The organism is Salinarchaeum laminariae (genome assembly GCF_023204835.1).
Classification (GTDB): Archaea; Halobacteriota; Halobacteria; order Halobacteriales; family Salinarchaeaceae; genus Salinarchaeum; species Salinarchaeum laminariae.
In genome coordinates this window covers 1,606,818-1,620,969 of sequence record NZ_CP096270.1, presented here as the reverse complement: position 1 = coordinate 1,620,969, position 14,152 = coordinate 1,606,818, and the positions used below count along the sequence as shown (strand labels likewise).

General features: G+C 55.3%; 10 protein-coding genes. 4 read left to right on the top strand and 6 right to left on the bottom strand.

What is annotated here, in order from left to right; genetic code table 11:
• Positions 1 to 422: 422 nt before the first annotated feature.
• From MXF70_RS07490 to MXF70_RS07480, 3 genes are all read right to left on the bottom strand, one after another.
• Entirely contained in the window at positions 423 to 962 is a 540-nt protein-coding gene (locus MXF70_RS07490) for a hypothetical protein (protein ID WP_248515004.1), read from the bottom strand.
• A 141-nt stretch (positions 963 to 1,103) separates the two neighbouring features.
• Entirely contained in the window at positions 1,104 to 4,463 is a 3,360-nt protein-coding gene (locus tag MXF70_RS07485; RefSeq protein ID WP_248515003.1) for a M26 family metallopeptidase, read from the bottom strand.
• Between the two features lie 116 nt (positions 4,464 to 4,579).
• Positions 4,580 to 5,308, bottom strand: a complete 729-nt coding sequence (locus MXF70_RS07480; protein ID WP_248515002.1) for a hypothetical protein — start codon at positions 5,306 to 5,308, stop codon at positions 4,580 to 4,582.
• 61 nt (positions 5,309 to 5,369) lie between these two features.
• Between MXF70_RS07480 and MXF70_RS07475 the strand changes: the two genes are divergently transcribed.
• Complete coding sequence (locus MXF70_RS07475; protein WP_375140816.1) at positions 5,370 to 6,080, top strand: GIY-YIG domain-containing protein; 711 nt, start codon at positions 5,370 to 5,372, stop codon at positions 6,078 to 6,080.
• A gap of 369 nt (positions 6,081 to 6,449) precedes the next feature.
• Positions 6,450 to 7,139 carry a hypothetical protein gene (locus tag MXF70_RS07470; RefSeq protein ID WP_248515000.1) on the top strand — a complete coding sequence of 230 codons (690 nt, stop codon included), beginning with the start codon at positions 6,450 to 6,452 and terminating at the stop codon, positions 7,137 to 7,139.
• Between the two features lie 150 nt (positions 7,140 to 7,289).
• On the opposite strand, the gene MXF70_RS07465 is transcribed toward MXF70_RS07470, so the two are convergent.
• Positions 7,290 to 7,904: a DUF7983 family protein gene (locus tag MXF70_RS07465; RefSeq protein ID WP_248514999.1), complete on the bottom strand. Its 615-nt coding sequence runs from the start codon at positions 7,902 to 7,904 to the stop codon at positions 7,290 to 7,292.
• A 309-nt stretch (positions 7,905 to 8,213) separates the two neighbouring features.
• Here MXF70_RS07465 and MXF70_RS07460 point away from each other — a divergent pair, with 309 nt between their 5' ends.
• Positions 8,214 to 9,206, top strand: a complete 993-nt coding sequence (locus MXF70_RS07460; protein WP_248514998.1) for a hypothetical protein — start codon at positions 8,214 to 8,216, stop codon at positions 9,204 to 9,206.
• Between the two features lie 588 nt (positions 9,207 to 9,794).
• Positions 9,795 to 10,346: a TATA-box-binding protein gene (locus MXF70_RS07455; protein ID WP_248514997.1), complete on the top strand. Its 552-nt coding sequence runs from the start codon at positions 9,795 to 9,797 to the stop codon at positions 10,344 to 10,346.
• Positions 10,347 to 10,435: 89 nt separating this feature from the next.
• On the opposite strand, the gene MXF70_RS07450 is transcribed toward MXF70_RS07455, so the two are convergent.
• Both MXF70_RS07450 and MXF70_RS07445 read right to left on the bottom strand, forming a co-directional pair.
• The gene (locus MXF70_RS07450; RefSeq protein ID WP_248514996.1) at positions 10,436 to 11,179 is read right to left on the bottom strand and encodes a M48 family metallopeptidase; all 744 of its coding nucleotides are present in this window, start codon (positions 11,177 to 11,179) and stop codon (positions 10,436 to 10,438) included.
• On the bottom strand, positions 11,176 to 14,148 hold the full coding sequence (locus tag MXF70_RS07445; RefSeq protein ID WP_248514995.1) for a type I restriction endonuclease subunit R: 2,973 nt from the start codon (positions 14,146 to 14,148) through the stop codon (positions 11,176 to 11,178). Before MXF70_RS07445 ends, MXF70_RS07450 begins: the two co-directional genes overlap by 4 nt.
• Between the last annotated feature and the right edge of the window lie 4 nt (positions 14,149 to 14,152).

The following is a 14,152-nucleotide window of genomic DNA, read 5'->3' as shown; positions in this document are numbered from 1 at the left end:
CCTACAAACACCCAATAGATGAAGTGGAGATTGTGATCTGAGAGGACGGGCCGACTGATTGGGAGGAGTGGTCGCTGAGAAGACTCGTAGGGATCCGTGGAACCGGATTTGAACCGTTGCGAGAAATGCTCGCTCCCTTCGGTCACTGCGCGTTCCTCGCAGGATTCAAATCCGCTCCTGCTCCTTCCCTCGTTTTCTCGCTTCGCTCGAAAACTCAGTCAGTGCGCGGGACCGGATTTGAACCGGCGGACCCCTACGGGACAGCGTCCTAAGCTACCAGTCGCGAATCCCGTCGTCTTACAGTGATTACGCGGCGTTTCTTGCCGCGATTCGCCTTGCCTACTTGTAGGTTCCCTTTCATGCTATAAAAAAGTACCCCGGGACAGCGCATACCGCTACTTCCCCTGAGAACGAGTTTGCATTCACTCTGCCATCACAAGATCGTCCGGCTCTGGGATGGGGTGGAGGTCCTTGCGCAGGATCGAATGGTTCTGGTGACCATAATCCGACTTCGACATCTCTGCATCCAGGAGCTCCTCCTTGCTTGCTCGTCCAATCAGCTCAACTGACCAACCTTCGAGTTGGTCCGAATCAGGCGGGCTACGTAGGTGCCCAAGGACGTACCAGTCCGCTCGGAGAGAACCCTCCTTAACCCACAACGCGAACGGGTCTTTCGTCCGTGTCTTGACATCGATTGTTCGCTCTTCTCCCTGGTAGGCGACACGGAAGTCGATACCCCCATCTCCGACATCGTAGATGGTGGAGTCGATCTGTAGATCCGCATAGACCGCGAGAGCCATTTCACCCATGACCCCGGTGAAGTTCCGGTCTTCTGGATCGACACCCCAGCGGTTCGCGTCGTTATCGTATCCTTCCCGCTCCTCAAATGGCTCGTTACGCTTAGCTGCCTGAGTGAAGGCTGTTCGGACGTCCCGGGGCGGAATGGCTTGTATGATCGTCATTTGACTGGTGCGGGCCTCGCCAATGGCCTATCAGACTTCATACGACATAGCTAAAAACTGGAATGGTGATTGAGGCACCGTTCTTGTACCAATGCAGCTGTTGGCAGTGTGCGCGGTCCACTCCCTTCTCCCCTCGCAGTCTCACTCGTCTTGCTTCTGATTACGGCGTTGGAGGATTCTGCCAGTACCAATGATCGCCGCTATCGTGCCAACAAGACCAAAGCCGGGAGTGGCTTCGTCCTCTGCCTGGTCGTTCGCCGAGGACGTGGAATTGTTTATGCGCTCCGACGTAGTGTTCTTGGGCTCTGTCGTCGAGGTTGAGTTCGATGTGTCTGTATTGTTGGTGTCCGTTGACGTATCATCGTCCTCACCTGGACTGGTATCGTCGACTACCGGCGCTTCGCCGGCCGATAGCGTCCGGGTATGTTGGTATCCGTCTACGGCGACCGTGATCGAACTGTTTGGTTCAACGTGTTCTGCCGGAATATTGAACGTGGCTTCCGTTTCACCCTCGGCATCGGCGGACACATCGACTGTCTGGTCCAAATCCGGTTGTTCGAGTGTCACTGTAGTGGATCCCGCGACGGTTCCGGCATTGACCACTTTCATCGCGACTGTGAGTTCCTCGTCTTCAGGGACTGTTTCACCCAATCCTGGCTCGCTGATGACGACAGACCACGCAGGATCTTGGGGATGTGTTATCTCCCGAAGTTGAGGATAATCATCGTCGACCGCTTCCCACGTATCCTGGAAATCGAGACCGTCCATCGTGGAGTGAGCACTGCCACCCATCATATCGCCAGTTTCCAGCCCAGTACCGCCCTCGGCGGAGTTCTGCATCCCCGTTGTTTCAACGTCCCAATAGACGTCTTCTACGTCGCCATCAACAGCGTGTGCCACTACGCCGCCACCGCTTCCGCTGAGTGGCGCTCGCGTGTACGACGTGGTCACAAGGCCACCAAAGTCGACCCATGCGACGATTCCAGCAACGTTGTTACTACCTTGGACCGAGCCAGCCGCAACCGAATTGTGGACAGGATCACCAGAGGACTGTCCGAGAATCCCTGCAACCTTACTCTCTCCCTGAACGTCGGCGTGTGACACCGTCTCGGAAATCACTACATCAGCTTCCGGATCAACTCCTGTGGAGGTCCCTCCAATGACTCCGCCGACATTGCTTGCGCCATCAACGATGCCTGAGACTGTGACTCTGCTGATTTGCCCGCCTTCCGATGCCATCCCAACGAGTCCCCCAGTGAAATCCCCTCCACGAACGTCGACGTTGAGAAGATGGAGATTGCGAACACTACCGTTTTGCAGGTTGCCGAGTAGACCTGCTCCATCGAATTGCGACTGATCGATCCGTACTCGGAGGTTGCGTATCTCGTGGTATTGTCCGTCGAGACTCCCCGAAAATGGTGTTTCGGACGATCCGATACGGGGGAACTGACTGAACGGTGCGAGTTCGATATCTTCTGTGAGTAGGAAGTGGCCATCGGGTTCGAGGGAAATGGAAGCCAATTCACCTGCGTGACTCACCTCGTACGGGTCCGACTCTGTTCCCGACCCGGCCGACGGCTCATCGGCGATCATAATGGTCGTCGACTCAGTCGCTTCAGCCACTCCAGCAGCAATATGGGCGGCGGTCCCGGCCACCCCCTCGACTGATACATCGAACGATATGGTAGTCGTCTCTCCGAGTTCGACCGCTACCGTGTCTGTCGCAACAGTGGTGCCGTTGAGAGCAATAACAAGTGGGAGGTCGGACGCACTGCCGCCAACGCTCTGGACCGCTACCTCTACCGCCATATTCGAGCCACGTTCGGCCACAGGATCCGTTGAGAGCGTAACATCCAGAGCGACCTCCTCAGGTTCAGCGACGGTCCGGGTTTCGTCGGCCAAGCGTGTGCCGTCGACCGGATTACCACGAGCCAATCCAACCGTGACTTCTCGACCCTGTTCCAATAGTACGCCGTTCTCCTCTTCCGGTAGATCAACCGTGGTTTCACCGTCGGCACCCGGATTCAGGTCCTTTGCGGCAACTGCACCCCCTTGTTCTGTCGTAACCCAGAGCGTGACGGGGGTGTTTCCCTCGGACACACTATCGAGTGTGTAGGAAACATCAACAGTGCTGTCGCCAGCTGTCGGACTTGCCGTGAAGGAGACGCCTGCCCGTGCTGATGTCGTCTCAGTATCATACGCGTCCGATTGATCGACATCCCCCGACATGAGTACGCCGATCGTTACCGTTTCTCCGGGCTCCAGCGCCCGATTGAGTGGCAGGGAGGTCCTGATTCCGCCACCGGATTCCAGTGATGCAGACGTTCCAGTCAGGTCCTCACCTGACGCGTCGAACGCCCTGATTTCGAACGCGTTAGTGTCGCTGCTTGATCCCGCGCTCGCGATGATGTCCACCGCATCGGTGCCAATTCCGGGGGCCGTTCCGAACCGGACGAAAAACTCATTTAGATGTTTCCGGTGGAACACACGCATGTCTTCACGGATTCCAGAGGTCGTTTGGTGGCCGACGCCCGGATAGACATTCACGCGACCGGTTGCACCTGCCTCCTCGTACTGATCAGCACAGTACATCATCCGGTCTTCTTGCATATTTTCCCCGTAAACATCGAGTGCGACCTCGCGTAGCGAATCGCTCCATGCGTCGCTGTACGGAATGGTGTCGTTCTCGTCCTCCCCGCCCATGTAGGCAAGTTGATCAACACCTTGCCAGGCCTCCAAGTCAAACGGTTCGCCGGTCATCTGTTCGACGTTCGCGATTCCGATGTGATAATTCAGTTCGTGCCCCTTCGCCGTTTCAGCGGGCAGTATCGCTGTGCCATTGATCCCACCGGCGGTTACCGACGTTACCCGGTTGGGGTGTAACGCGGCGAACCTATTGACAAAGGTCCCCGAGGCGGAGAACCCGTTCAGCATGAGCTGGTCGGTCACTTGGAAGCCCGCCGTAGCCAACCGATCACGAGCATCGTCGACCATGGCCAAGAGTTGCTGGTCGACGCGTTCGAGCGGCCCGTCCTCGATGGCCATCGTCTGAGCATCTAACGCGTGTACATAGTGGGTGTAGTCGACCGGGTCGCCGCTGGGTCGGGGGAACACAGGGACGAGGAATGGAATGCTGAGATCGTCACTCAAATCACGAGAGAACCCGTTTTGAGCGATTCCCTGGGCAGACTTCCGGTGCTCCTCGAAGTCATTTGTCGACGTTCCCGTATTGTTCGGCTCAACGAGCAATGGCGTGCTGCCCGACCGACTCTCTCCGGGAGTGTACAGATAGTACGGGTAATTGAATCCGTCCTCCGGCGATGCTGTGATGAGTTCTGGTTCTGAACTGCTGCTTTGTGTCAAATCGGTGTTTCCTGCGACAGTTCCAGTACCCAGGACACCCGCGCCACATGCTGCCCCTGCGAACCGTATCAGCCTACGGCGATGGAGGTCCAACCGCGGCAGAGAATCGCTAATCTCGGCCCCTTTCTCGTTCGACATTGAAAAGTAAGTGACAACCAGGGCATTTCAATCGTTTGTCCGTACAATCAAACAAGAGGACTGGAGAAGTAGACCTTCCTGGGCCGGTGATGCTCTGAGAGGTAACCTGCCAACAGCTACCTTGACAATCCACTTCGAATGCTCCGCTCGCGAAGCTTATCAGCTTGGATAGATGTGAGGACATCAGCGGACGATATACTGGTCGCCACGTTCCGAAGCTGTCGGCCTTTCAACCGTGTCACCGTCGTTTGGAGAGCCTCTCGTTCCGTCTCCGTCGACGGAACCCACTGGCATGCCCCGATCAGATCCCGGGTTCCACGAGGCGCGAAAGCGAGGGCTCTCGTTTCGTCGGGGACCGATAGCAGGGCACCATCGGTCGCAATTAGATAGTCCCGTCCCAGAGTAACGAACAGTACGTCCGGTTCGCAGGCAAGCCAGTCCCGGATCGCGGACGGGATCCCCAACTCCGAGGCGACGGCCCTGATGCGCTCTTTCTTGGTCAGGGTCGAAGGACCCACACCCAACCGTTCGACCCGTTCACGTACCTGCTTATCGTCCTTGAACGTACACTCATAGGAAGGAAGAACGGCATCAGGCCCCATGAGGCCAAATCCAGCGGAGACGATTCGCCAGTCGACGCTGGCGACATCCTGAAACTGCTCTACAGCCGACTTGATCAGTTCATGCTCGTCACCGGTGTACAGTGATTGAGCCTCTATGGAGGCCGAGGGATACTCATCGACAAGATGATTTCGCCCCGCCTGATCGATCTCTTCACAGCCCACTTCTGGCTCGATAGCCTTTGACCCCGAACACGCGGAGAGCACGAAAATAGAAGTCGCCATAGGGGGAGGATTCTCTGGGTTCACGGATAGATTTACGTGTCGACAATGATCTGACACAGGTATGTCCCGCGAAGCGGATCTGGATCGGTTGTACGATCTCCTGACGGATCTCGAAGCGGCGGTCGGGGGGAAGCAGCGGTTACGAGACTGCACGGGGCACATAGATTGGCCAGAGCGCGGGCTGTATTTCTTCTATGCTGACGGTGAAACACGTAGCTCAACGGATCAGCTACGCATGACGCGTATCGGGACGCACGCCGTGTCGGCAGGATCAGGGACATCTCTCTGGAACCGGCTTCGAACGCATCGAGGTGCTCTGTCTGGAACATACGAGGGCGGCGGCAACCATCGAGGATCAGTGTTCCGCAAGCGGGTCGGAGAGGCGATGATCGAACGAGCAGGCCTTCACGACGACTACCCGCACTGGGGAGAGGGTTCGGGCGCTGGCAGGGAGCGGCGTCTTGATGAACTGGAACACGAACGTCGGGTGAGCGAGTACATCCGTGACCTCCCGTTCCTGTGGGTGGACGTCGACGATGAGCCGGGACCTGCCAGCGATCGTGCGTACATTGAACGGAACGCCATCGCTCTCGTCAGTAACTACCAGAAGCCGTCGATCGACTCGCGTAGCGACCACTGGTTAGGGATCCAGAGCCCTCGTAGCGAGATCAGCGAATCGGGACTTTGGAACATCAATCACGTGGGTGAGACGTACGACTCAGATATTCTGGACCGTTTAGCACTGCTGATTGAGGAAACGGAGGGCCTCTGAGGGAGCCATAACGAGGTTGCTGGTGGCACTGTCGCGCTCACCAGGAGTGGCTTGTGTCGCCAGTTCAATCATCCCGTCAGGGAACTCTGCCACGTATAGTTCGCACGACGCTACCGGGACCGGCTTGCGTGCAGTGCTCTCGAAATGGGCCTGCGGAGAGCTACTGGCGGAGGGTGAAAGAAAGAGCTGACTGCGACTGGGCATACCCATTGGTGTCACTGAGGGGTAATAAAGTCATGATGGAGTGCTTGTGAAGTAGTTAATCACCGATCCTGACATTGATTCCTTGTCCTCTTAGGTCAATGAAATATTCGAAGGTCCAGCCAAAACCCCGATATGTTTACAGTAGGTCCATTTCATATTCAGCTAATGCATCCTTACTCATCAGATACTGAGCGAAGGATATTAATCGCGCTGATGGGATTCCTTGCATTGGGAATTGCGGGTGCTGCTGATCGAGCTCTGCGTGAATTTTTAGAGGCAAGAGTGATCCCGGTGCTTCCAGAGCTGCTCGGGAACGCTGTGGAGACCAATTCGGTATTCATCACTGCCATGATCTCATTCTCACTAATATATACCATATATGATAATCTCCTTTGGAGACTGTTGTCAGATTATCTGTTTATGGAGGAGATTCCAAATATTCAGGGCGAGTGGTTATTAGTGCCTGCTGAGGAGGACGCTTTTGAATACCTCCAATTGCAAAAAGATGCACAGAGTAATGATATTCCCAAGATGATTATCGGTCAAAATTGGTCGACCATCGAGTTTGGGTTCTTTGATCCCGGCTCATCATATTGGAAGAGTGACTCTGCAATGGTACGAACGGGAGATGCTCCAGATCCTGAAGTAATATGTACGTTCCAGTATGAGCCGTTCGGAGATAATTCAGAAGATGATAGCCCTGATCGGGGGACACTCCGACTACGCTACATTGATGACGGAATCGATCGCTTAGTCGGGAATTCATACACCGAAAACGGAGATCGAAAAAGAGGCTTGGAATTTGTGCGTGTCAAGAAAGGCCATCTTCCGTGGACATTCGAATTAGAGGAATAATTAGATTCAGAAGTATCGCATCCTGGACCTGTTAGCGCCAGCCATTAACGAAACTGAAGGCCTCTAACTCCCGCCGAAGGTGCCTCTCAGCTCGTTGTGTAGTTTACCTTCTTGTCGTCGTTGTAGTCTGGGTTCGTTCAACCCCCCTGGCTATCCAGGACGCTCACCGTGTTTCCGGACGAAGTCGCGCCAGCCTGTATAGTCGGTATTCCCCCAGATATGCTTGGCAGTACTACTTCCGCTCACATGGCGGGCCACTGATGACGCAGAACGGTGAGAATAATTGCATCCGTCAATTGGACATTCTACCTTGGCTTGAGGATCACCCATATTGTCCATCATCATTGAGAGGAGTGGGTCCGACTTGTCGCCCCCCTGACCATTGTTTGGCTCTTGAGGAGATGCTTCCTCCACAGGCGAAGGCGATCGATTTTCGGTTTTAGCTATAACCCACTCACTTTCATCAATCGAAATGTGGGGGTGTACGCAGAATACGGTCGCGTACGTTTCGCCATTAGGGGGCAGCCGATCAAGATCAAAACAATCTCCATCCTCGGTTATCCGTTGGTATAGTGTTTCGAACATCTCTCGCTGAAGTTCGCGTGTCTCATCCGAGTCGCCGTTGAGATCTTCGATTTCGATACGATGATTATCTACGGCGGTGACGCGGAAACGTTCGCCTGAAACCGGTGAGATCAGCGTCGTATCCTCGGGGAGATCTTCCAGTTCGTCAAGCAGCTTGTGCCACGAGACGCCAAACGGCATATCTACGAGTCTCTCAGCCAACAGGCTAAACCTTGCTCCGGTCACGTCAGTAGAATCCAGCGTCCGTCAGAAAATCACATAAGTCGCACCGTCGAATCAGGAATGGAGCTGTGATTCGGGAATCATCAGCCAGCAAGCTTCGGTACGTCCTCTCGCCACACGAACGCTTATCGATGCTCTCTAAGTCGGTCATCCGGTCAGTCGCTCCGGTAGTGCCTATCCACCGTAGCAGATAACACACCCCAGATATAATTACGCTAACATGGCCCTCATACTCGACGATAAAGAGGATTTTTAGGGCAAATGGATATGGAACTGCCTGATATAGAAATCGCCCATCTGTGGTCAGCCGTTTTTGCGGCGTACAGTCTGGTATTTGTCATAGCTATAATTGTGCTTTGGGCGGTTATCACCTTCTTCTCAGTTGGTTTACTATTCCCAAATGCAAATACTATTGAGATCGGTAAAGTATCTGCATCGGTACTTGGAATTATAGTGAATTTGGGTCTTTCCGGTGGTCTCCTCTATATCTATGTCCGCCAAACAGGCGTGTTACGCGACCAGAGAGACCTTAGTGCGGAACAGACATCAATTCAAGACCAGCAACGGAAAATAATGGGCGCTGAGTACGTCCCTGAAGTAGATGTATTTGTAGATGGTGTTGAGGATGATGAAGTAATACTCCAGTGCTCAAATGAAGGCACGGGTTTAGCAAAACAATTCGAGGTCGATGTTGAGTTCTACGTTAGCGAAGAGTCAATGGACGATCCACCCGAAAATGGCCGTGGAATCGAGCTAACGCCATTGTGGGACAATATTTTCACCTCGACCTCGGAGGTCCGTAACAACGGCGAAGTAACTCAAGAGGCACACTATACTGGAAAAGCATCGACACCTCGTAGAGAGACCTCTGATGACAATTTAGCTCAGGTGCGTACTCCAGAAATACTACGTGAGGAAGATGATGCGACACTTCAGTTCCGCATATATTTTGAACGATTTGTCGAACCCGGGGGAGATCCTGGAAACCCTGACCACCTTTCGTTTTCTGAAGGAGTAGATGCCTTACAGGATGAGGGAATAGAAACTCTTGGCTTCAAGATGCATGTAACTTATCAGGATATCTTTGATGAAGAGGCGGCTAACGAGCTGCTCACGAGCGGATGGGTTGATATACGAGATGGCACCTCAGTAACAGAGATGCTTGAGACAGCAGAGAATAGAGGAGTGTTTCACCAAGATACTCACCCACTCCAAGATAGGGGAACAACCTATCATGCACACTATTATTCATACATATGAGTAGTCTTTGTCCTCGGCCAATACTGCTGAATGACTACAAGATTAGGATGGTAGAATTATATTTATGAAAATCTCTTCTTGTTGAACGTGGTCAATGAACTCCTCGTCAGGTTGCAGTCCAGAAGCTCGAAGACAACCTGTCTCTCCTCCACACCGAAGACGGAATCGGTCGTGCGACAGCGGCGTGATTAGCGGCCCTCTCAGGGAGATTGCCGTGTTCGTCGAGAAGTGTGTGTCACGAGACGCTAAACATCAGATCTGCGAAGAGGCGGCTAGCTAAAATCGAGAAGGACGCTTGCCAGCTCGATCGTATCCCAGGCCGCTGCCCCTGTTGGCACAAATCCGCGAGTATCGGAATCATCGCCACCGTATCGAGGTTTGACGTGGGATCCCAACAACAGCTTGTATCAGAACGGCTCGAATATCCGGCGAATCCGCTCCCCCAGACCCCACGCCGGTATTACACGCAGAATCGCGTCCCGTTCTGGCTCCGGAGCAGCACTCCAGTAGAGAGGCAAAAGACTCAGGTTACTACTCCAAGAAACTCATGCCACTGTGACGAGCACCGAGAGTGAGGCGGAAACCCGTATGACTGCTGACGGTGTCGAGTACACGCCTCACTCGATGATGCACAAGGCCATCGTTCGCATGGATCCGACAAAGTTGGAGATGCTCGATGGTTTTGAACTCGCGGATGCCGGGCACAAGTTTACCCCCGAGGCCTCGAACGTTCGAGTTATCGTAAGTGGTCGAGACTGGGACGAAAAGCGGATTTTGGTCTACGGAAGTACATCTACCGAGGAAGCCAAACAGTACATTGAGACAGTCATCGGCCGGGTTACCGAGATCGGTCACGACGCACAGCTAATTGAAGGGCCGGAAATCACGAACATCGCCGTCGGTGGCGATTTCGATATCTCACTTCAGCTAGAGTCACTCAGCATCAAACTCGGCAAGCAAGGAGTAGACGTGGAATACGAGCCTGAGCAGTTTCCCGCCGTGATTGTCAAATTAGAGCAACCACCGGTCACATTTTTGCTTTTCTCTACGGGGAAATTCGTGATCCAAGGTCTTCGAGGGTTTGAGGACATCGAACCAGGAATTGAACGGGTTCAGTCGCTCCTCAATGGAGAATCCTGACGGGCAAGATAGACCAGCATCATCAGAGGATCTACTGTGATGTTGGATGAGTTAAATTTCATCAGTTCAATATTGGACTTTAATAGAAATCAGATGGTCAGCGTGTTCCCGTTTACCCGGAGCCATTCACGGCGATCTTCATAGTCAGGGATTAGCGCACCGACCGTATTCCAAAATGAATCGGAATGATCGCTGTGGATGGAATGCGCCAGCTCATGTGCGATGACGTAGTCCTGAATTCGGACTGGAGCCTGGATTAGCCTCCAGTTGAGGCGGATTGCGCCGTCGTTGAACTCACCCCATCGCCCAGCAAGCTCACCCACTTCGATCGGAGTTTCATCAAGGCCCAACCTCATCTCAAGCGGGGGAGCCCTCTCTGGAAGTTCGTCTTCAGCTCGATTGATGAACCAGTCGACAACCGCTTGTCGTTTCCTACGAACACTCACGTTCTCTCCATTGGCGTCAAGTCGATGGACGCATAGTGTGAATGTCTGATCGTCGAATGACAGCTGCGGCTGTGTAACGTCGGCATCGACGACTTCGAGTGGGTACTTTCGGCCTCGATATTGGAGCTTCTCACCGCTCATGTACTCTTTCGGATACGGCGGCCCCTCTTGCTCCTGTAAGCCATACAGCTTCTGGAGGAGCCACTCCTGCCGAGATTCGAGCACCGATTCAATGTCCTCGTAGGTTGCGGACATCGGTGCAGTAACGGACAGCTCAAGTGAGTCGTCGAGTGAGAGGCCGACCGTCTCACGGTCCTCAGACCACTCGACCGTGTACGGGACAACAGTCTGGCCGATGTGGTGGTGTTCCTTTAGGCGTCCACTCATTGGTAGTGAGCCCGTGCGAGTTCGACGACGCGGTTGGTGAGTTCTCGCCGCTCATCCGTCGAGAAGTCGATCTCGGATCGGTAGAGCTGTCCGGTGACCTTCTTGCGCATCTTATTCTGTAGGTGGGCCCGTTCTTTCCACTCGACCACTGTTACGTACTCCTCAACTGTACCGACCAAGTCACCGGTCAGTTCGACGAAGTCCTCTTCCTTGGCATCGCGCTCCGATAGGACATCCTCGACGGCGTGGTAGAAGGAGAGATCGGTTTCATCGCGGAGTCCCTTCTGCCGAGCTTGCTCATCTCGGGAGCGGATCTCGTCCATTAGTGTGCGGAGCTCTTCGATGGTCTTCTGCTCGCCAAATCTCCCTTCGCGATACTCCGCGATGAGTTCCTCAAGCCGCTCTCTGAGGGAACCATACTGGACGGGGTCTTCGTCGAAACGTACGTTGATCTCGTGCTCGATGGCATTTTGCATCTCACTCGCACGGGCTTCGTCGCTTTCTAGGCCTTCAAGTTTCGCGTCGTACTCGACCTCGTCCATGATCGAAACGGGCTCGTCGTTCAGGATCTCGATGCCCTGTGAACTAATGTGGTCCTGGATCAGATTTCGGACCTTCGCGCCCGCGCCCTCCAGATTCATCGTCTCGTCGCGGTAGCGTTCCTTCGCCGTGGCGTAGATCGTGCTGAGTTGGTCCAGATCGTCGCGGTAGGGATTTGCCATCGGATCCGGTAGCACGATGTCCATCAGTTGGGAGAATCGCTTGAACGAGTTCTTGAATTCGATGCGGCGATCGTCAGGTTCGAGCGACTGAACGCACTGCTCGACGTCGTCGATGTCCTCGAAGAAGGAGACTGCCTTGCTGTGGGCGGCTTCGAGCTCCGGCTGTTTGTCCTCGATCGGCACCATCGCCCGCTCAACGTCCTTGGCGCTGAACATTGCAAGGGCCTCCTTGAGTTCGTCAGAGACGCCGTAGTAGTCGATGATGAGCCCGTGAGTCTTCTCCTCGAACGGACGGTTGACGCGGGCGATCGCCTGCAAGAGGTTGTGCTCACGCAGGGGCTTGTCGAGATACATCACCTGAGCCACCGGCGCGTCGAAGCCAGTCAACAGCATGTCACAGACGATGAGTAACTCGACCTCGCCGTTCGGATCGACGAACGACTCCTTGTACCGGGCTTTCTCGGAATCAGAGGGCGTCCATTCCTTGATTTTCTCGGGGTCGTTGTGGCCTTCTGAAATGATGACCCTCGACTCCGGTCCGTTGAGGCCGTCGAGCGTCTTCTTATACCGAACCGCGGCCGACTTGCTCGTCGTGACGACCATGCCCTTGAACGGCGGCGCGACCTCTTCCTCGAAGTGCTGGACGATGTCGAGTGCGACTCGATTGACCCGTGGCTGGGCTTCGGCGAGGTCCTGCGTCCGGGCGTATCGCTTCTGGATCTCGGCCTTTTCCTCGTCGGTCTTGTCCGAGAAGATCCGGTCGAACAGGTCGTCCAGCGTCTCGCCTTCAAGGTGGATGTCCGCGAGACGACCCTGGTAGAGGATCTCCTCTGTCGCGCCGTCCTCCAGCGATTGGTCGATGGTGTACGTGTCGATGTAGTTTCCGAACGTGCGGCGGGTGTTGCGCTCGTCCTTCTCGATGGGCGTCCCGGTAAAGCCGATGTAGAAGGCGTTCGGTAGTGCCGTTCGCATGTTGTTCGCGAGTTCCTTGTCCTGGGTCCGGTGAGCCTCGTCGGCCATGACAAAGACGTTCTCGTTGCGGGAGAGCACCGGGAACTCCTCGTCTCCCAGGTCCTCGTCGTCGGTGGTCTGGAACTTGTGGATGAGCGTCGTGATCGTCTCGCCGGCGTCGTAGCTGAGCCGCTCGCGGAGGTCCTCGATGCTCTCGGCCTTTTTCGGGTTCGGGAAGCCACAGCGTTGGAAGGTCGCGTGAATCTGGTCATTGAGCGCCCGCCGATCGGTCACGAGCACGAGGGTCGGATCGTCCTTCTTGCGGCGGAGCTTGAGGGCGAGGAACAGCATCGTGAGCGACTTCCCAGAGCCCTGGGTGTGCCAGACGACACCGCCCTGTGCCTCGTGCCGTCCGCGCTTGTCAATCCGTTCGAGAGCCTTCCGCACCGCACGATACTGCTGATACCGGGCGACCATCTTGATCGTCCCGCTCTGGCGCTCCTCGAACACCGTGTAGTGGCGCACCTGATCGAGCAGACGCTCGGGCTCGAACAACGCGTAGAGCATCCGGTACTGGTCGGGGAGGTATCCGTCGAGATCGAACAGGTCGATCAGTTCGTCGTCATCCAGTGGATAGGCGTCCCGCCAGGGCTTGTACTGGTCCTTAGGCGTTCCGTAGGTGCCCATCACCGCGCCTTCCATCCAGACTGCCACCGAGCACTGGTTGTACCGGAACAGCTCCTCGGCCCCTTCCGAGTCACCGTCGCGTTCGTTCTGGTAGCGGGTGAGCTGGTCGAGGGCTTCCGAGCGCGGTTCCTGGATCTGCGGGCTCTTGCATTCGATCACGCCGAGGGGAATTCCGTTGACGAACAGCACTATGTCGGGGGTGGCGACCTCGACCGGTCCGGCGACCCGGAACTGATTGAGCGCGAAGAAGTCGTTGTTCTCGGGGTTCTCGTAGTCGATGTACTGGACCGTCCGGTGCTTCTTGCCGTGGTCGCCCTCCTGCTCGACGGAGACATGCCGGACGAGTTTCTCGTGGATCTGCTCGTTCTCGTCCATCGTGCTCGTCCCGGCGACCTGCTGAATCTCGCGGACGACCTTGTTCAGGTTGTTCTCGTTGAGCCAGGGATTCAGGCGCTTGACGGCGTCGCGGAGTTGCGGTTCGAGTACGGCTGAGGATTCCGTTTCGCGGGGGTCGACCCAAGTGGATTCCTGCTGGTCGACCACCTCCCAGCCGAGCCGGTGGAGGGCGTCGAGGGCGGGGCGTTCGGACTCGGCGTACTCGTCGGCCATCTAC

Excerpts from the sequence above, each read along its gene's own strand:
- MXF70_RS07490 (WP_248515004.1), bottom strand. The coding sequence starts at position 962 with ATGACGATCATACAAGCCATTCCGCCCCGGGACGTCCGAACAGCCTTC.
- MXF70_RS07485 (WP_248515003.1), bottom strand. The coding sequence starts at position 4,463 with ATGTCGAACGAGAAAGGGGCCGAGATTAGCGATTCTCTGCCGCGGTTG.
- MXF70_RS07480 (WP_248515002.1), bottom strand. The coding sequence starts at position 5,308 with ATGGCGACTTCTATTTTCGTGCTCTCCGCGTGTTCGGGGTCAAAGGCT.
- MXF70_RS07475 (WP_375140816.1), top strand. The coding sequence starts at position 5,370 with ATGTCCCGCGAAGCGGATCTGGATCGGTTGTACGATCTCCTGACGGAT.
- MXF70_RS07470 (WP_248515000.1), top strand. The coding sequence starts at position 6,450 with ATGCATCCTTACTCATCAGATACTGAGCGAAGGATATTAATCGCGCTG.
- MXF70_RS07465 (WP_248514999.1), bottom strand. The coding sequence starts at position 7,904 with ATGCCGTTTGGCGTCTCGTGGCACAAGCTGCTTGACGAACTGGAAGAT.
- MXF70_RS07460 (WP_248514998.1), top strand. The coding sequence starts at position 8,214 with ATGGAACTGCCTGATATAGAAATCGCCCATCTGTGGTCAGCCGTTTTT.
- MXF70_RS07455 (WP_248514997.1), top strand. The coding sequence starts at position 9,795 with ATGACTGCTGACGGTGTCGAGTACACGCCTCACTCGATGATGCACAAG.
- MXF70_RS07450 (WP_248514996.1), bottom strand. The coding sequence starts at position 11,179 with ATGAGTGGACGCCTAAAGGAACACCACCACATCGGCCAGACTGTTGTC.
- MXF70_RS07445 (WP_248514995.1), bottom strand. The coding sequence starts at position 14,148 with ATGGCCGACGAGTACGCCGAGTCCGAACGCCCCGCCCTCGACGCCCTC.